Raw genomic sequence first — 17,694 nt, 5'->3', positions numbered from 1 at the left:
CGACGCGTGACGCCACGCTACCGCTGGCTGTACCGTCCGAAGTGGCGGGCGCCAGAGTAGCGGCCGGTGGCCCGCCGCCCAGACCGCTACCTGGGAGTCTCAATGCCTGAAACCGGGTTCGCGGCTCGGATGCGCGAACTGCGTACCGAGCGCGGCATGTCGCTGCGCAAGCTGGCCGCCACCGCCTTCTACGGCAAGAGCTACCTGCACGAGCTGGAGACCGGGATGAAGGAGCCCACGCCGCAGGCGGCCGAGCGCATCGACGAGGCGCTCGGGGCGGGCGGGGCGCTCGCCGCACTGGCCGGCACCGGCATGCGCCGCCGGGAAGTGATCGCCCGGGCTGGCCTGGCCGTCGCGCTCCCGCACGCGATCCTCCACCACGGCCGCCGGGTCGGTGCCGACACACCCCAGCAGATCGCCGATCGGACCGCCCGGCTACGGCGGATCGACGACTACCTCGGCGGCGCCGACACGGTCGCGATGTACTCGACCGAACTGGAATCGACGCTGCGGATCGTCCAGGACGGCAGCTACACAGAGAGCACCGGGCGCGAGTTACTCAGGGTCTTCGCGGAACAAGCGCAGATGGCCGGCTGGGCGGCGTTCGACGCCGGCCGGCACGACGACGCCGAGCGTTGGTACCGGTCCAGTCTGGCGGTCGCACGTGACATCGGGGATCTGCCGCTGGCGGGTAACGCCATGGTCTTCCTCGCCTACCAGGAGCTGGCGCTTGGCCGCCGGGCGACGGAGACGATGACGGCGGCGTACGACACGGCTGCCGAGTCGGCGACACCGGTCGTCCGGGCGCTGCTGCATCTGCGTCGCGCGTGGGTGCACGCCGTTAACGGGCACGCAGACGACACAGAGCGGCATCTGGACCTCGGAGCCACGTGCCTGACTGAGCGCCACGGCCGGCCCGAGCCCGACTGGGTGTACTGGGTCGACCACCGCGAGGCGGAGATCATGGCAGGTCGTTGCTGGGCCGTCCTGCGGCGGCCGATGCGGGCGATCCCGATCCTCGAGGCAGTGCTCGGCCGGTACGAGGACACGCACGCCCGGGACAAGGCCCTGTACCTGTCGTGGCTGGCGGACGCCTACCTGGACGCGAACGAGGTCGAGCAGGGCTGCGCCACCGCCGGCCGCGCCGTCCGGCTGTCCACCGGGGTGGGATCGACCCGGCCAGGGCAGCGGATCGAGGCGTTCCTGGGTCGGCTTGGCCCGTACGCGCTGCTGCCCTGCGCCACGGAGCTGCAAGGTCTGTTCAGCGGCCAGCCTCGGGGCTGACCGATTCGGACAGCCAGGCCAGGCATGCCGCGGATCCGGCCACGATCGGGGTGGCCGTCACCTGCGGGTTGTCCCACGGGTGACGCTCCAGCAGCAGGGCCTCCAGCTCCGCGTAGCGGTTCGCCGTGGTGTAGAGCAGCAGACGCCACTCCTCCCCGGTGCCCTGTTCGCCGAGGTGCCAAAACACGCTGGTCATGGGCCCAACAACCTGTGCGTTGCCGGCCAGCCGGGCCCCGACGGCATGCTCGGCGAGCGCCATCGCGGCCTCCCGCGTCTCGGTTGCCGTGGCCACTTCCAGATAGTCGGTCACAGGGAGAGGGTAGCCGTCCGCGGACAGCGCGGCGGACAGCCAGAGGACGCGCCGTGGCTGTCCTGCGCCTGGGTTGACCGGCGAGGCTGACGGGCGGGGACGCACGGCGGTGGACGTCGAACCACCGGTCGCAACCGTGCGGCCCCGGCCGGTCCGGGGCGCCCCCCGGACGCTCCGGACCGGCCTGACCATCCACCACATGAGCGGCGCTCCGTGACCTGTGCTCCGGGGCGCCGTGGCGTACCGGAGGTGATCACGTGCTGCTGTGGCGTACTCGCGGCTGGATCTGGATGCGGCTCCACCAGGTCAAGGACTACCGGTGGGATCCGGAGCTGCGTCGCTGGGTGCGGATGCCAAGGCGTCGTCGATGACCAGCATGTTCGACGGCTGGTCGGCGACGCTGGAGGACCTGTCGGCCCGCCGGTTCCTGCACATGCACCGCAACAGTGCCCGCTGCTGGCAGTGCGACGACGACGGGCAGTGCCGGTACCTGACGTGGGCCGTCGACTACTTCACCCGGATCGGCGACTTCACCCGGATCGGCGACCCGGTGCCGGGGCAGGCCGCGGAGATCCTGACCCGCGCCGCCCACCCGGACAAGGTGACCGCCGAGGAGCTGCGTGAGGTGACGCAGACGCTACGGGGACGGCTGGCCGCCGATGGGTGAGACGACGATCTGTATGTCGTGCTGGCTCGCGGACCGGCCGCCACCGTTGCCGAGCGACACGCCGCACGGCTGCCCGGGTGCGGTCATCATCGGTGATGGCGCCGGCACGGTGACGCGGTTGTGTGCCTGCCCGGCGTGCTGGCCGGACAGCCCGCCTACCACACCCGGGGCATGATCAGGCGTCCATCCACAGGGCACCCAGTTATCCACAGCTCGGCAGCCTGCCGTCGACTGACGGCAGCCGGAGCGGGCAGGGTCAGCGGGTCGTTGTGGTTCGGGCAGTACCCCAGCAGCGCCGGTCGGGGACGATCAGGCCGAGCGCGTCGGGAGTGAGAGGCCGAGCCACCCGGTCACCTCGGTGCCGAGCTGCTGGGCGGCTCTGCGGCGTTGGTGGCCATCATCCGGGCGTGCCAGGTCGGCAGAAGCCGGAGGTGGCCGGGGATGTCCCGGGTGGCCCGGTGTGGCTGGCCGAGGATCTCGGCGCAGCGTCGGGCGGCCTTCGGGACGTCGCGGTGCAGGGTGGCGAGCGCCGAGAGGACTCCGGAGCTGACCGGGCGGGCCGGGTCGACGGCGCCGGCTCCGCTGACCCGCTCGTCGCCGCTCGGTCCGGGTCCCGGGCCAGGGCGGTGATCAGGGTGGGCCAGAGCATCACCAGCTGTTCGTCCCCGCCGTCAAGGACTACCGCTGGGACAGGGCCGCGCTGCATGATCAGGGCCGCTTCAGCACCGCTCCGACATCAAGTGGTAACCATCCGTACGGCTGTCCGATTCGCCGCGTGACAGTCATGCTGGGCGTCAAAGCACGTATGCCCTTGTCCGATTTGTCACCGGGGACCTGTCCTGTGTTGCACAAACGCTACCCTGAGCCCCTCTCAGGAGGCAGTATTGGGCTACTGGAAGAAGCACCCAAAGAAGGATCTTGAGATTGTACTGAAGGTCCTTCACCGACATGGGTACAAGATTCTTGACCCGCCGAAGTACTACACCGTCCGCTGCCCCTGCGGGTTACACCAGCGACAGGTCCACCTGACTCCATCAAACCCGAACTATGGCAGAGAAGTGATCAAGTGGGCCCGGCAGAAGAGTTGTTGGAGCGACGAAGGAGGGGGTAAGAGCAGATGATGCAGGTACACATCGCCCACGAGTTCGCCGTACGGCTGCCAGACGGCTCACGACTGCCGACGGAGGAGCTTCACCGGGAAGGCGAGCGGCTGATGGACGCGCTACTCGACCTGGAAGCCTGCAACAGCGACATTGGAGACGTTGCCACGTCGAGCGAAGCGGACCGCGGGGCAGTAGTAGTGGAGCTCGTCATCGCCGCCGATGACGAAGCGACCGCCATCAGCAAGTCGATGGCGGTCATCCGCAGCGCGATCCACGCGATCGAGGGATGCACCGCTAACTGGGGTCAGGGCCCGGCAGCGCGCGCCGACTATCACTCCAAGGGCGTACAAGCCGCCCGGGTTTGACGCCCCGCACGACGATGCGGCCCCGGCACCTGAAGAGACCGGGGCCGCCGTGCTGCGTGTCTCACCCCCGCAGCCAGGGCTACCGAACCTAGCTCCGCTGACAGGGCACCGGGGTCCCCGCCGGTACGGGTGGCGCGGGCGGACGTGGCTACGCCCTGATGCGCCGCAGTGAGCGCGACGAACACCTCCAGCGTGTCCGGCAGGTCGGTGATCAGGGTCGTGTCGCGACGTGTCCATGCCGGGTCCAGTCGATGGGGCTGATAGGCGGCTCCGCGAAGCACCCGAATGGCGCACCCCCTACGATCAGGGGCGGAACAACGCCGCTGGCCACGGAGGCGGGCAGGCGCCTGGTGGTCCTCACGGTCTTCAAAACCGATGCGACCGAGTAGCTCGGTCGGGCGGGTTCGATTCCCGTACGCCTCCGCCAGCTCGTCCCCCGCTGCACTCCGATGTCAGGTTCCGGTCACCAGCAGTCCGCGTCGCCCGAGAGGCACCATCAGCGGGGCGTCACTCAGAGTCAACAAGTCCTAGCAGACAGCCCCGATCGGCGCTGGCGGTGTTACCGCCCCGTGATGAACTCGATTGCATTCCAGCACGTCAGGTCCCCTAGAGTTGCGTCACCGATTCAGCGGAATCCGGTGCGACAGATCGTGGACGAGACAGGTAGGGGCATGACCGAGCGGAGCGACGGCGTCAGCCGGCTCAGCACACCGGGTCATGGCGCCGACGAGCGCAGCGAGGAGACGACGTGACCGGTACGACCGACCAGCCGCTCATCAGGCTTGACGGCGTCAACAAGTGGTTCGGCCCGTTGCACGTGTTGCAGGACGTCAGCCTCTCCGTGCAGCGGGGCGAGGTGGTCGTGGTCATCGGCCCGTCCGGCTCCGGAAAGTCGACGCTGTGCCGCGCGATAAACCGGTTGGAGCCGATCAACTCCGGGACGATCACGTTTGACGGTCAGCCGCTACCGGCCGAAGGGCGGGCCCTGGCCCGGTTGCGCAGCGAGGTCGGCATGGTCTTCCAGTCGTTCAATCTCTTCGCCCACAAAAGCATTCTGGACAACGTGACCCTCGGCCCGATCAAGGTCCGCAAGGAAAAGCCGGCCGTCGCCCGGGACCGCGCCATGCAGCTGCTGGAGCGGGTCGGAATCGCGAGCCAGGCAGACAAGTACCCCGCCCAGCTCTCCGGCGGGCAGCAGCAGCGGGCCGCGATCGCCCGGGCCCTGGCCATGCAGCCGAAGGCGATGCTCTTCGACGAGCCCACCAGCGCGCTGGACCCGGAGATGGTCGGCGAGGTGCTGGACGTGATGACCTCGCTGGCCACCGACGGAATGACGATGGTCGTGGTCACCCACGAGATGGGCTTCGCCCGGCACGCTGCCAAGCGGGTCATCTTCATGGCCGACGGCCAGCTCGTCGAGGACGCGCCGCCGGACGAGTTCTTCGGCAACCCGCGCAGCGAGCGGGCCAAGGACTTCCTGTCGAAGATCCTGACCCACTAGTTGTCCAGTATGTGGAGCGTCGCTGCGGGCGCCGCTCCACCAAGAGGAGGAGAAAGATAATGCGTATCGCACGCATGGCGGCATTGACCGCTATGGCGGCGCTCGCCCTGTCGGTGGCGGCCTGCGGTGAAGAGGGCGCGCCGACGCCGAGTGGCGCCGGCAACGGCTCCGACGCGCCGATCGGCGACACCTGCCAGTCGTCCGGCACCACCTTCACCCCGGCCTCCAACGTCGCCATCACCGGCAGCCCGACCTACGACAAGATCAAGGCGGCCGGCAAGGTCGCCGTCGGCGTCAAGTTCGACCAGCCATTCCTCGGCTACAAGGACGCCCAGGGCACCCGCTGCGGCTTCGACATCGAGATCGCCCAGTACATCGCGAGCAAGCTCGGGATCGACCCGTCGAAGATCGAATACAAGGAGATCCCGTCGGCGAACCGGGAGACCGCGATCAAGGGTGGCGAGGTCGACTACTACGTCGGCACCTACTCGATCACGGACAAGCGGAAGAACGACATCTCCTTCGCCGGGCCGTACTACGTCGCCGGGCAGTCGCTGCTGGTCCGCAAGGACGAGACCGCGATCACCGGCAAGGACACCCTCAAGGGCAAGAAGGTCTGCTCCGCGACCGGTTCGACCCCGATCCAGAAGATCCGGGACGAGGGCCTGACCGAGCCGGAGAACATCGTCGAGTTCAAGACGTACTCCGAGTGCGTGTCGCAGCTGCTCGACGGCAAGGTGGACGCGCTCACCACCGACGACGCCATCCTCAAGGGCTACGCGGCGCAGGCGGCCGGTGAGCTCAAGGTCGTCGGCGAGCCGTTCAGCACCGAGAAGTACGGCATCGGCCTGCCCAAGGACGACAAGGCGCTGCGGGACTACGTCAACGACCAGATCGAGGCGGCGTTCACCGACGGCACCTGGCAGAAGATCTACGACGGCACGCTGGGCAAGTCCGGCTCTTCGGCCAGCCCGCCGACGGTGGAGCGGTACTGAGCGCCGCTGAGGGCAATCTGATCTGCTAACGACGCCGGGCGGGGAGTTCCCGCTCCCCGCCCGGCCTGGCGACGACTGAGAGCGAGGCATGGGCGAGTTCTTCCGCGTACTGACGGACAACCGGGTCCTATTCATCGACGGGTTCACCACTACCGTCAATCTCTTCCTGCGCTCCGCCGTCTTCACCCTCCTTCTCGGTACCCTGCTCGGTGCGATGCGGGTCTCCCCGGTTCCCGCGCTGCGCGCGTTCGGGGCGACGTACGTCAACCTGCTGCGTAACACCCCACTGACGCTGGTCTTCGCGTTCCTCGTCTTCGCGGTGCCGAAACTCGACGTCAACATCGACTACTTCCCGGCCGCCTGCATCGCGCTCACGCTCTACACCTCCGCATTCGTCTGCGAGGTGGTCCGGTCCGGCGTCAACACCGTGGCGGCCGGACAGGCCGAGGCGGCCCGCGCCCTGGGCATGACCTTCGACCAGGTACTCGGGCTGATCGTCCTGCCACAGGCGTTCCGTTCCATGGTGCCGCCGATGATGAGCGTAATGATCGCGATGCTCAAGAACACCACCATCGCCGCCGGATTCTCTGTGCTGGAGGCCGGTGCCATCCCGGCGTACATGGCCGAGCGGGGTGAACCGCAGTTCGCCGTGCTGCTCTGGATCACGATCGGCTTCCTCATCCTCATCCTTCCGCTGGTCTACCTCCAGCGGTTCCTCGAGCGTAAGTGGACGGTGGCACGGTGAGTCAGGCGACGGTTCTCTACGACCTGCCGGGGCCGAAAGCACGCCGCCGCAACGGCCTGATCGGGATCCTCGCGATCGCCGGGATCGCCGGTCTGATCGCCTTCGTGGGCTACCGGCTGTGGCAGACCGGCCAGTTCGAGGCGCTGAAGTGGGAGCAGTTCAAGTTCGAGGCCGTACAGATCGAGCTGCTCAACGGGCTCTGGGCCACCCTCAAGGCGGCCGGCATCGCCACGGTGCTCGCCCTGCTCTTCGGCGCCGTCTTCGCCAGCGCCCGGCTCAGCGACCGGTGGATCCTGCGGGCGCCGGCGAGCTTCGTCGTCGAACTCTTCCGGGCCATCCCGCTGCTGATCCTGATCTTCTTCGGCTACTACGTGCCGCTGCAGTACGGCTGGCCGATCGACAAGCTCTGGGCCCTGGTCATCGGGCTGACCCTGTACAACGGCTCGGTGCTGGCCGAGATCTTCCGGGCCGGCCTGAACGCCGTTCCGCGGGGCCAGGCCGAGGGCGCGTACGCGATCGGCCTGCGGAAGAACCAGGTACTCCGGCTGATCCTGCTGCCCCAGGCGGTGCGCTCGATGCTGCCGGCGATCGTCAGCCAGCTGGTCGTGCTGCTCAAGGACACCGCGCTCGGCTTCATCATCACCTATCCGGAGCTGCTCTACGTCGGCAAGACGATCGGCGGTCGGCTGTCGTTCGGGTTGCCGTACGTGCCGACGTACCTGATCATCGCCGTCATCTACATCTCCATCTGCGGCCTGCTCTCGATGCTGGCCTGGTGGCTCCAGAAACGGATGATGCGGACTCCGAAGACGGCCGCCCCGGTGGCGGAAACCGAGGACATCGGTAACCCCGCGAGCGGGACCGCCAGCGTCGGCTGAGGCAGTCCGCGCCGCCGCTCTCCTCACGCAGCCAGCCTCACCTCCCGGCCGCCACCAAATGGCATTCAGGCCGGGGCGTGAGGCTGGCTTCACCAGCGGGTTCGAGGAGGACGGGCCGTCAGCGGGCGATCTCGGTGACCCGGGACTCGCGTACGACGGTCACCCGGATCTGACCGGGATAGGTCAGCTCCTCCTCGATCTGCTTCGCCACGTCCCGGGCCAGCACCGCCGCGCCGATCTCGTCGACGTCGTCCGGCTTGACCATCACCCGGATCTCCCGGCCCGCCTGCATGGCGAAGACCTTCTCCACGCCCGACTTGCCGCCGGCGATCTCCTCGATCCGTTCCAGCCGCTTGACGTACGCCTCCAGGCTCTCCCGGCGGGCGCCCGGCCGACCGCCGGAACAGGCGTCGGAGGCCTGGGTCAGCACCGCCTCGACGGTCTGCGGCGGCACCTCGTTGTGATGCGCCTCGATCGCGTGCACGACCTCCTCCGCCTCGCCGTACTTGCGGGCCAGGTCGGCGCCGATCAGCGCGTGGCTTCCCTCCACCTCGTGGGTGAGCGCCTTGCCGATGTCGTGCAGGAACGCGGACCGCTTGATCAGCGGCACGTCCAGCCGCAGCTCGGCGGCCATGATCCCGGCGATGTGCGCGGTCTCGACCAGGTGCTTGAGCACGTTCTGCCCGTACGACGTCCGGTAGCGCAACCGCCCCAGCAGACTCACCATCTCGGGATGGATCTCGGTGATGCCCACCTCGACCAGGGCGTCCTCGGCGGCCCGTTGGCAGAGCCGCTCCACCTCGTGCTTGGCGGTCTCGAAGACCTCCTCGATGCGGTGCGGGTGGATCCGACCGTCGAGTACCAGCTTCTCCAGGGTCAACCGGCCGATTTCCCGGCGCACCGGGTCGAAGCAGGAGAGCAGTACGGCTTCCGGAGTGTCGTCGATGATCAGGTTGACCCCGGTGACCGACTCGAAGGCCCGGATGTTGCGCCCCTCGCGGCCGATGATCCGGCCCTTCATCTCGTCGCCGGGCAGGTGCAGCACGCTGACCACGCTCTCCGCGGTCTGCTCGCTGGCCACCCGCTGGATCGCGTCGACCACGATGTGCCGGGCCCGCTGCTCGGCGGTGTTCCGGGCGTCGGCCTCGATGTCCCGGACCAGGATCGCCGCCTCCCGCTTCGCCTGTCCCTCGATCGCCTCCACCAGCTCGGCCCGGGCCGCGTCGGCGGTCAGCCCGGCGATCCGCTCCAGCTCCCGCTTGCGCTGCTCCTCCGCCTCGGCCAGGGCCGTCTCCCGGGCGACCAGCGCCGCCTTCCGGGCCGCCAGCTCGGCGGTCGCGGCGGTCAGCTGGCGCTCCCGCTCGGCGAGCCGTTCCACCTCCTCGGTGTGCAGCCGCTCCCGATCGTCCATCCGCTGGGCTCGCCGCTCCACCTCCGCCGCCTGTTCCCGGGTGGTGGAGGCGAGCAGCGAGATCTCCCGCTCGCCGCTGCGGCGGGCTGCCGCGCGCACCTGCTCGGCGTCCGCCTCGGCCTGCCGGTGTGCCCGGTCCAGTACGGTGTCGGCCTCGGCCCGGGCGGCGTCCAGCACCCGCTGCGCCTCGGCCCGGGCGGCGCTCGCCTCGGCCTTCGCGGCGGCGGCGTCGGCCCGGGCCGCGGCGGCGGCCGACTTGGCCGTGTCGACGCTGGACGACGCCTCGTCGGCGGCGGTACGCAGCGCGGCCAGCGACTGCTCCTGCCGGTCCTTCTCGGCGACGAAGGCCGGGTCGTCCGGCGGCGGCGCGGCGGCCACGCTGCCGATCCGGCGCAGCGCCCGGGCGCCCAGGCTGATCGCGACGAGCACCAGCGCGACCAGTCCTACGATGGCCGCCAGCAGTATCCCTTCGAGGCCGCTCACCGGTGCGCTCCGGCGTGACTGAACCCGCTACCGATCCTGGCCCGCTCGGTCATGGCCGCCTCCCCTGTGCCCGTCAAGCGCCGGAGTGGCATCCCGTGGGTGAGGATGCCCCTACGGCTGTCACGACGCCCGACCGAGGCGGCTGGCCGAGGGTACGGCCACCGGGCAGTGCCCCCGGGGACACCGCCGACGACCGGGTGCTGCTGTTGCTGCGGTTGCCGGACCGGCCCGCCCGGTAACCGAGTATCTGGCCACTGAACTGGCCCGAAGTGATGCCGTACTGTTACGCGATCTATGTTGTGCGCTTAGCCTGCGATGGTCGGGAAAACTCGTCTAAGGCGAGGCTAGGTCGCGATGGGGCATTCGGTCAAGAAACTCATGATCCGGCCAGGTGCCTGACGTAGCGCGACGGCACGCTCACTGGAGGCTGATAGCGGGGTGGGCATAAGGGGGCGAGTCCGGAATCCGACTCCTGCCTCGGGCCTCGGTGACCACCTCTGGCGGTCGATACGGAAGCGCTCCCAGCCGGCCTGACGGCATCTCCCGGGGTGTTCCTAGAGAGCGTCGCGATCGGGTTCCGCGCCGGCCTCGGCCAGCGCGTCCGCGTCGATCTGGTCGGCGAACTCGGCCGCCTCGGCGTCCCGCTCGGCCAGCGCGTCCTTGACGGCCCGGATCGCCACCCCGGGCGGATAGCCCTTCCGGGCCAGCATTCCGACCAACCGCCGGAAGACCGCCTCGGGCGAGCCGGTGGCGGTACGCAGTTTCCGGACGACCAGTTGCCGGGCGGTCTCGGCCTCGGTCGACTCGTCCAACTCGCCGAGCGCCTCGGTCGCGATGTCGGCGTCCACGCCCCGCTGGCGCAGCTCGTTGGCGAGCGCCCGACGGGCGAGCCCCCGGCCCTGGTGACGGCTGCTCACCCAGGCCCGGGCGAAAGCGGCGTCGTCGATGATGCCGACCTCGTCGTAGCGGTCGAGAACCTGGACGGCCACCTCTTCGGAGATGCCCCGCCGAGCGAGTGCGGCGGCCAACTCGGCCCGGGTGCGCGGACGCACGGCGAGCTGCCGCAGGCAGATCTCCCGGGCCCGCTCCGCCTCGTCACGCGGGGTCGTCGGCGCCGGCGCCTCGTCGGTTGCCAGATCATCCGGTCCCGCCGCCCCGGCGGGCCACCGCCCGGACGGGGTGCCGGAGCCACCTGACCGGCCCCGGCGTGCACGGCCGGTTCCACTGCCGCCCGTACGGGCCGACGGGGCGGCGTCCCACCCCCGGCCCGTACGGGCTCCACGTCGTCCTGGCACGTCGATGTGGACTCAGTCGAGACGTCAGAAGTCCACCGGCGGCAGCTCCGGTCCGCCGGTCGCGTCCGTCCCGGCCGCCAGCCCGACACCGAGCTTCTCCAGGATCTTCTTCTCGATCTCGGCCGCCACGTCCGGGTTCTCCCGCAGGAACTCGCGGGCCTTCTCCTTGCCCTGGCCGAGCTGGTCACCGTCGTAGGTGTACCAGGCACCGGACTTGCGGATGATCGACTGCTCCACGCCGACGTCGATCAGCGAGCCCTCCCGGGAGATGCCCTTGCCATACATGATGTCGAACTCGGCTTGCTTGAATGGGGCTGCACAGTTGTGGACGATCACCGAGTCGGCGACGAACGTGTGCAGCTCGTCGACTTCGATATCAAACGTCCGGGCACGTCGAGCCGGCAAGATCTCCTTGACCGTCGCATAGCGCACCTGCTCGGCAATGATCTCGCGCAGAAACGCGTCATCGAGAGCGTCGGCCAGCGCGGAGAGCCGATCCCGCCGGATCTGACGCAATCCCAGGACCTGCTTCATTCCGCCACGGGGGTCACCGGCGGTTGCCCCGATGAGCTGGGCTGCGAGTTTCGGCGTGATTCCCTGATTCGCCAGGTGTGCCAGCACCGGCTCGGTCACCGCCGACGAAAGATAGCCCGCTTGCGAACCGCGACGGCGTCCGTTCTGACCGTCCAGCGCCTTACGCAGCGCCTGCCCGCGTGGCCCCCACAGTGGAACCGCCTCGGCGAAGGCCGCGACATTGTCACTGCCTGCAACTCTGACCTCGTAGCACACCCGCCTCGCCTGGACACGGCGTCCCTCGATGATACTCGGGCGCTGGCCGGTCGGGTCATAGTGCCGGACCGAACTGGCAATGCCGTACCGCAGCAGCAGCCAGTGAAGCTGGTGTGCCAACTGCTCCGACGTAGTCGTGTAGCCCACCCGGACGGCACCGGTCTGTTCCTTGCTCACCCACCCGTCGCTTTCGAGTAGGCCGAAGAGAAGGTTGCCCGCGACCTCGTCGGACAGGTCCGGGTGGAAGAACTCGGCGGGCAGGGTCTTCTCCCAAGCCAACTTCCCGTAAATCCCCGCGCGGCGGCACAGCTCAAGTAGCCCGTTACGCTCACCAGGCCGATGGGAGAACGAGATCGCCAGCTTGTCCGCGTGGGTGTGTGTGGCGCACCCCAGTCCACCCGCGATCTGGGCGGCATCGGCCTTCAACGACTCCTGGATGTTGATGAACTGGATCGGCGTCTTTCCGCCGACATATCCGTCGCCGATCAAGTAGCCGAGCATCCGCGCCTGGTCCGGAGAGTATGGCTGATAGTTGCCAAAGCCACGGAACTGCCGCGGCTGCGCCACCCGATCTCCCGGTGTCAGCTCACCCGCGACCGTCCACCCGCGGTCAGTCATGATCTTGTGGTCCGGCGTAGCCCACAGCAGCGCTCCGCCCCGCAGGCGCACACCGATCACATCCTGCTCGCCCTGATCGAACCAGGAGACGACGGAACGCGCGTGGAGCGTGCCGTCCTTCGCCGCCGCGACGACCGAGACGGGTAGACGCCCGTCCACGATGTCCTCGATCCGGTGAGCACGGCCGGTGACCGGATCGAAAACGGTCGTGCCCTCGGCGAGGCACTTGTTTTTGACGACCTTGACCCGAGTCCGGTTGCCGACCACGTCGGTGCCGTCCTTGAGACTCTCGATGCGTCGCACGTCGAGCCGGACCGAGGCGTAGAACTTCAGCGCCCGACCACCGGTGGTCGTCTCGGGGCTGTTGTGCACCATTACACCGTCGACGAAGTAGTTGTGGTTGCCCTCGACCTCGATGTCGAACCGGTTCATCGACCGGGTCTTCGGCTTCACCCGTACGTCGATGATCCGGGCCGGCACCGGCGTCAGCTCCGCCGACACGAACTCCGGCTGGACGACACACCCGCCGCGGAAGCGCGGAAGCAGCTTGGACTCCATCACCACGGGTACGTACGGCGCGACGATCTCCTGGAACTTCGCGGAGGCTGCGGTGGTGAACTGGAGGTACGGCATCTGCCGGGCGCCCCGGGACACCAGCTTCACCTTCAGCTCGTACGCGTCCCGCAGGTGCTCGATCAGTCGTTCGCGGGTGCCCTCGGCCATCGCCTCGACGCAGATCTCGATCCGGCCCGAGCCACCCTCGGTACGCTGTTGGACCCCCTTGGATCGCAGCGTGAAGCAGCCGTCGTCCATGTACCACACCGCGAGCGCGAGCGGCGTCAGTGCCTTGAGGTAGTCCCAGCTCAGATGCTTCTTCCCGTCGCCGAGGTAGACCGCCCGACGCAACTCGTCCAGCTCCGGCAGCGGAGTGAAGTCCGCAAAGACGGCTCCCCGGGCGTCGGTCCGCCGTGAATGCGGGATGTTGCTGAGCAGCGATACCTTCCAGTCGAGGTAGCCGGCCTGCTCGGCGCCGTGGCCAAGCCGGAATCGCACACCGGACCGGTCCCGCCGGTTGGGCGAGAGGTTGCCGTCACCCATCAGCGAGCCGAGCACCACCTGCCACTGCTGCTCGCTGAGCCGGCGCTGCTCGGCCAGCATCACCCGGTCACCGGCGATCAACTCGCCGGCCTCGCGCCAGCCGCCCGGAGTCCGGACAAGGTGGTTGGCGGTGGCGGCGAACTGCGCGCGCCCGTTGCCGCCGGACTTGGCGACCGTGAACTGGAGGAACTCATCGGTCGGACCGTTGTTGAACCAGTTGACGATCCGCTTGGGCTCGACCCGGTCGGTCTCCGGGTCGTACGAGAGCACCTCGAGGTCCATCCGCTGGTTGACGATCTTGCCGATCTTCTCCTGTGTGCCGTCCGCGAGGGTGACCCTCGTCGAGTACGACATGCAGCCGAACATGACACCGATTTTTTCCCGGAGCTGGTTGATGAAGATCGCGGTGGTGCCGGTGTGGCTGAGCACACCGGTGATCTTCCGCAGCGCCTGGCTCATCAGCCGGGCCTGGAGGCCGACGTGGCTGTCGCCCATCTCGCCCTCGATCTCGGCGCGCGGCACCAGCGCGGCGACCGAGTCGATCACGATGATGTCCAGCGCGCCGGACCGGATCAGCATGTCGGCGATCTCCAGCGCCTGCTCACCGGTGTCGGGCTGGGAGACCAGCATCGCGTCGGTGTCCACGCCGAGCGCCTTCGCGTACTCAGGGTCGAGGGCGTGCTCGGCGTCGATGAACGCGGCGATGCCGCCGGCCTTCTGCGCGTTGGCCACCGCGTGCAGCGCGACGGTCGTTTTACCGCTGCTCTCCGGTCCGTAGATCTCGACGACCCGGCCGCGCGGCAGGCCCCCCACGCCGAGCGCCACGTCGAGCGCGATGGAGCTGGTCGGGATCACGGCGGTCTGGATGACCGGCCGCTCCCCCAGCCGCATCACCGAGCCCTTGCCGAACTGCTTGTCGATCTGAGCGAGAGCAAGGTCGAGTGCCTTCTCCCGGTCAGGTCCTGCCGCCATGGTTGCCACCCCTGCCTTCGCCGGCATCTTCGCTGAGCTTTTCGTCACGCGCACACGCTAGGCGCTCGGTCCGACAGAAAACAGCCGGCCGGCCGTGACCTGTGGACGAGCACCATGCTGTGGACAATAGCCGAACAGGTGTACGACTCGGCACACGACACGCCAAACTACTGCAAGTGCCCAAACGATCACTTTGAGACGCGCGTCGATCAAAAGTCAGCGTAGCCGGGCCGGCACCCGGTCCGGGTACGCCGCGCAGACCGCCCGCCACACCACGACGGTCTCCTCGCCGGCCTCCAGGGCCTGCCGGATGGTCCGGCCCCCCAACTGCGGCAACACCTGGTCGGCGGCGATGCTGCCGGCGTACGCCGGGCCGAATGCCTGCTCCAGCCGCGCCCAGAAGTCCGTCAGCCGCACCGCACCAATCCCCTTCCGCGACGGGCACCCGCCCGCCCGTCCTCAGGCACCGGTTGCCCGCACCCGCGGCGGCGCCGTCCGCAACGCTAGCGCCAGCAGCGGGACCACCGCGACCGCCGCCAGCGCGTTGAGCACCGGATAGCCGGCAACCTGGATGACAAACCCGCTCAGCGCCCCGGCGAGCGCCCCGGCCAGCCCCATGGTCAGGTCGGAGAGCCCCTGCACCGCCGGGCGTACCTCGGCCGGCACCGACTCCGACAGCAGGGTCGAGCCGGCCACCATCGTGCCGGACCAGCCCAGCCCGAGCAGGGTGAGCCCGATCGAGATCCGGACGGTGTCGTGCCCGGCGGTCCCGGCGACGGCGCAGGCGGCGAGGAGCAGGCCGAGCCCGCCGAGGATCACGGCCCGCCGGCCGACCCGGTCGGTGAGCCAGCCGACCACCGGGGCGAGCGCGAACATCCCGGCGATGTGCAGGCTGAGCACGATGCCGACCACCCGGAGCAGGTGGGCGTCGGAGTGCCACTCGCCGAGGCGTACCGGGGTCATCACCATCACCCCGACCATCACCAGGTGCCCCGTCGCGACGGCGGAGATGCCGAGCCGGGCCGCCGGCAGGTCGCGGATCACCCGGAAGGCGCCGCGCAGGCCGTCGTCCCGCCCGGACCGGGCGCCGGTGCCGGGTGCGGCGGTGCCGGATGCGCCGGTGCCGGATGCGGCGGCGGCCGCTAGCCGGCGCGCGGTCAGCAGCGGGTCGGGCCGGAGGAACACCAGGAGTACGCCGGCAGCCAGCCCGAAGGCGAGCACGCTGAAGACGAACGGGCCGGCCAGCGTGGGTACCCCGGTCCAGGCCAGCGCCCGGTCGGCCGGCGCGGCGAGGTTCGGGGCGGTCACCGCGCCGATGGTGGTGGCCCAGACGGCGATCGACAGGTGCCGGCCCCGGCGGGCCGGCTCGGCCAGGTCGACGGCGGCGTACCGGGCCTGGAGCCCGGCGGTGGTGCCACCGCCGAAGAAGAACGCGCCGACGAAGAGCAGCGGTACCCAGTCGGCGACCGCCGCCGCGATCATCAGGACACCGCCCAGCGCGCCGGTCAGGTACGCGACGATCAGACCGGGCCGCCGGCCCCCGTCGCGCATGATCCGGCTCACCGGTACGGCGAGCAGTGCGCCGCCGACCACCGAGGCGCTCTGCACGAGACCGGAGATCCCGGTGCCGCCGAGCCGGGCGGCGAGCAGCACCCCGACGGTCATCCCGATGGTCATCCCGGTGCCGCCGACGATCTGGGTGAGGCAGAGCAGCAGCAGCGTGCGCCGCTGGATCCGGGCGACCTCGGCCGGCGCCGTCGCGCCGGGACGGCCGTCGACTTCGGTGGTTACTTCCGCCGTCATGCCAACCGCCCCCGTCCCCCGTTCGGACCCGCCGCTGCCGGCGGGAGGCACACACCGTCCGCCCCTAAGGAGCGGTGGGCGGGTGCCATCCTTACCCGCGGATCGAAGCACGGCCTTCGGGCCCGGTTCAACCCCGATTCGCCGACGGCGTAGCGCGGACCGTCGACGCCTCACAGACCCAGGTCGCGGCCGATGATCTCCTTCATGATCTCGGTGGTACCGCCGTAGATGGTCTGCACCCGGCCGTCCAGCCAGGCCCGGGCGACCGGGTACTCCAGCATGTAGCCGTAGCCGCCGTGCAGCTGGACGCAGCGGTCGGCGACCCGGTTCTGCAACTCGGTGGTCCACCACTTGACCTTCGCCGCGTCCACCGCGGAGAGCCGGCCCGCGTTGAACTCGACGACGCAGTGGTTCAGGAAGGTGCGGGCGATGGTGACCTCGGTGTCCAGCTCGGCGAGGAGGAAGCGGTTGTGCTGGAAGGCGCCGATCGGCCTGCCGAACGCCTGGCGGGACCGGGCGTGTTCGAGGGTGACCGCGAGCAGCCGCTCGGCGGCGGCGACCGCCGCGACCGCGATGCCGAGCCGTTCCCGGGGCAGGTTCGCCATCAGGTGGTAGAAGCCCCTGTTCTCCGTACCGAGCAGGTTCGCCGCCGGCACCCGGCACTCGTCGAAGAAGAGTTCCGCGGTGTCGTTGGCCTTCAGCCCCACCTTGGCCAGCCGCCGCCCGCGGCTGAAGCCGGGTGCGCCGCGCTCGACCACCAGCAGGCTCACGCCGTGCGCGCCGCGCTCCGGCGCGGTCTTCGCCACCACCACGACCAGGTCGGCCAGCTCGCCGTTGGTGATGAAGGTCTTCTGTCCGTTCAGGACGTAGTCGCCGCCGTCCCGGGTCGCGGTGGTGCGGATCCCGGCCAGGTCACTTCCGGCGCCCGGCTCGCTCATCGCGATCGCGGTGACGATGTCACCGGTGCAGAAGCCGGGCAGCCAGCGCGCCCGCTGCTCGTCGCTGGCCAGCTCGCTCAGGTACGGCGCCACCACGTCGTTGTGCAGCCCGAACCCGAGCCCGGAACAGCCGCTGCCGACGATCTCCTCGACGAGTACGGCGTTGAACCGGAAGTCCCGCTGACCGCCGCCGCCGTACTCCTCGGGGATGTCCGTTCCGAGCAGTCCGGCGGCACCGGCCCGGCGCCACACCTGGCGGTCCACGATGCCGTCCGCCTCCCACCGGTCGTGGTGCGGCACCGCCTCGCGCTGGAGGAACGTCCGGCACAGCTGGCGGAACTCGTCGTGCACGGGCTGGTAGAGGTGCTGTTCCATGCCGGTCAGTCTGCCCCGGCGCCACCGGCGCCACCGGCGGACCCAAGGGCCGGCCGGGACGCGC

The 17,694-nt window shown here is 69.6% G+C and carries 14 protein-coding genes and 1 tRNA gene; 8 read left to right on the top strand and 7 right to left on the bottom strand.

Going from position 1 to position 17,694, the window contains the following annotated elements:
• Nucleotides 1-102: 102 nt before the first annotated feature.
• On the top strand, nt 103-1,284 hold the full coding sequence (locus tag ABNF97_RS17545) for a helix-turn-helix domain-containing protein (RefSeq protein ID WP_349339155.1): 1,182 nt from the start codon (nt 103-105) through the stop codon (nt 1,282-1,284).
• Here the strand turns inward: ABNF97_RS17545 and cutA are convergent.
• A complete protein-coding gene (cutA, locus tag ABNF97_RS17540; protein WP_349339154.1) occupies nt 1,262-1,594 on the bottom strand; it encodes a divalent-cation tolerance protein CutA in 333 nt (110 codons plus the stop codon). The genes ABNF97_RS17545 and cutA overlap by 23 nt on opposite strands.
• Nucleotides 1,595-1,961: 367 nt before the next feature.
• Between cutA and ABNF97_RS17535 the strand changes: the two genes are divergently transcribed.
• The 7 genes from ABNF97_RS17535 to ABNF97_RS17505 all read left to right on the top strand — a co-directional run bounded on the left by ABNF97_RS17535 (nt 1,962) and on the right by ABNF97_RS17505 (nt 7,848).
• On the top strand, nt 1,962-2,261 hold the full coding sequence (locus tag ABNF97_RS17535) for a hypothetical protein (RefSeq protein ID WP_130464183.1): 300 nt from the start codon (nt 1,962-1,964) through the stop codon (nt 2,259-2,261).
• Nucleotides 2,262-3,378: 1,117 nt separating this feature from the next.
• Nucleotides 3,379-3,729: a hypothetical protein gene (locus ABNF97_RS17530; protein WP_349339153.1), complete on the top strand. Its 351-nt coding sequence runs from the start codon at nt 3,379-3,381 to the stop codon at nt 3,727-3,729.
• Between the two features lie 331 nt (nt 3,730-4,060).
• Nucleotides 4,061-4,156 (top strand) — tRNA-Sec (locus tag ABNF97_RS17525).
• Nucleotides 4,157-4,477: 321 nt separating this feature from the next.
• On the top strand, nt 4,478-5,230 hold the full coding sequence (locus ABNF97_RS17520) for an ATP-binding cassette domain-containing protein (protein ID WP_130464186.1): 753 nt from the start codon (nt 4,478-4,480) through the stop codon (nt 5,228-5,230).
• A 59-nt stretch (nt 5,231-5,289) separates the two neighbouring features.
• Entirely contained in the window at nt 5,290-6,225 is a 936-nt protein-coding gene (locus tag ABNF97_RS17515; protein ID WP_349339152.1) for a glutamate ABC transporter substrate-binding protein, read from the top strand.
• Nucleotides 6,226-6,313: 88 nt separating this feature from the next.
• Nucleotides 6,314-6,970 carry an amino acid ABC transporter permease gene (locus ABNF97_RS17510; protein WP_349339151.1) on the top strand — a complete coding sequence of 219 codons (657 nt, stop codon included), beginning with the start codon at nt 6,314-6,316 and terminating at the stop codon, nt 6,968-6,970.
• Nucleotides 6,967-7,848, top strand: a complete 882-nt coding sequence (locus ABNF97_RS17505; RefSeq protein WP_130464189.1) for an ABC transporter permease subunit — start codon at nt 6,967-6,969, stop codon at nt 7,846-7,848. Before ABNF97_RS17510 ends, ABNF97_RS17505 begins: the two co-directional genes overlap by 4 nt.
• 118 nt (nt 7,849-7,966) lie before the next feature.
• Here ABNF97_RS17505 and rny read toward each other — a convergent pair whose 3' ends face one another.
• From rny to ABNF97_RS17455, 6 genes are all read right to left on the bottom strand, one after another.
• Nucleotides 7,967-9,742, bottom strand: a complete 1,776-nt coding sequence (rny, locus tag ABNF97_RS17500) for a ribonuclease Y (protein ID WP_130464190.1) — start codon at nt 9,740-9,742, stop codon at nt 7,967-7,969.
• Between the two features lie 554 nt (nt 9,743-10,296).
• A complete protein-coding gene (locus tag ABNF97_RS17495) occupies nt 10,297-11,037 on the bottom strand; it encodes a regulatory protein RecX (protein ID WP_349339150.1) in 741 nt (246 codons plus the stop codon).
• Between the two features lie 24 nt (nt 11,038-11,061).
• A complete protein-coding gene (recA, locus tag ABNF97_RS34190; protein WP_502930504.1) occupies nt 11,062-14,514 on the bottom strand; it encodes a recombinase RecA in 3,453 nt (1,150 codons plus the stop codon).
• A gap of 216 nt (nt 14,515-14,730) precedes the next feature.
• Complete coding sequence (locus ABNF97_RS17465) at nt 14,731-14,931, bottom strand: DUF3046 domain-containing protein (RefSeq protein WP_130464192.1); 201 nt, start codon at nt 14,929-14,931, stop codon at nt 14,731-14,733.
• Between the two features lie 42 nt (nt 14,932-14,973).
• Complete coding sequence (locus ABNF97_RS17460; protein WP_130464193.1) at nt 14,974-16,317, bottom strand: MFS transporter; 1,344 nt, start codon at nt 16,315-16,317, stop codon at nt 14,974-14,976.
• A gap of 170 nt (nt 16,318-16,487) precedes the next feature.
• Nucleotides 16,488-17,630, bottom strand: coding sequence for an acyl-CoA dehydrogenase family protein (locus ABNF97_RS17455; RefSeq protein ID WP_130464194.1), 1,143 nt, complete (start codon nt 17,628-17,630; stop codon nt 16,488-16,490).
• Nucleotides 17,631-17,694 lie beyond the last annotated feature (64 nt).

This window comes from Plantactinospora sp. B6F1 (assembly GCF_040120695.1).
Taxonomy (GTDB): domain Bacteria; phylum Actinomycetota; class Actinomycetes; order Mycobacteriales; family Micromonosporaceae; genus Plantactinospora.
The sequence above is the reverse complement of the archived record's forward strand: the minus strand, read 5'-3'. Positions and strand labels throughout refer to the sequence as shown.

What these genes read in the sequence shown, in the direction of transcription:
- ABNF97_RS17460 (WP_130464193.1), bottom strand. Translation starts at nt 16,317, where the DNA reads ATGACGGCGGAAGTAACCACCGAAGTCGACGGCCGTCCCGGCGCGACG.
- ABNF97_RS17455 (WP_130464194.1), bottom strand. Translation starts at nt 17,630, where the DNA reads ATGGAACAGCACCTCTACCAGCCCGTGCACGACGAGTTCCGCCAGCTG.
- recA (WP_502930504.1), bottom strand. Translation starts at nt 14,514, where the DNA reads ATGGCGGCAGGACCTGACCGGGAGAAGGCACTCGACCTTGCTCTCGCT.
- ABNF97_RS17545 (WP_349339155.1), top strand. Translation starts at nt 103, where the DNA reads ATGCCTGAAACCGGGTTCGCGGCTCGGATGCGCGAACTGCGTACCGAG.
- ABNF97_RS17535 (WP_130464183.1), top strand. Translation starts at nt 1,962, where the DNA reads ATGACCAGCATGTTCGACGGCTGGTCGGCGACGCTGGAGGACCTGTCG.
- ABNF97_RS17530 (WP_349339153.1), top strand. Translation starts at nt 3,379, where the DNA reads ATGATGCAGGTACACATCGCCCACGAGTTCGCCGTACGGCTGCCAGAC.
- ABNF97_RS17515 (WP_349339152.1), top strand. Translation starts at nt 5,290, where the DNA reads ATGCGTATCGCACGCATGGCGGCATTGACCGCTATGGCGGCGCTCGCC.
- ABNF97_RS17510 (WP_349339151.1), top strand. Translation starts at nt 6,314, where the DNA reads ATGGGCGAGTTCTTCCGCGTACTGACGGACAACCGGGTCCTATTCATC.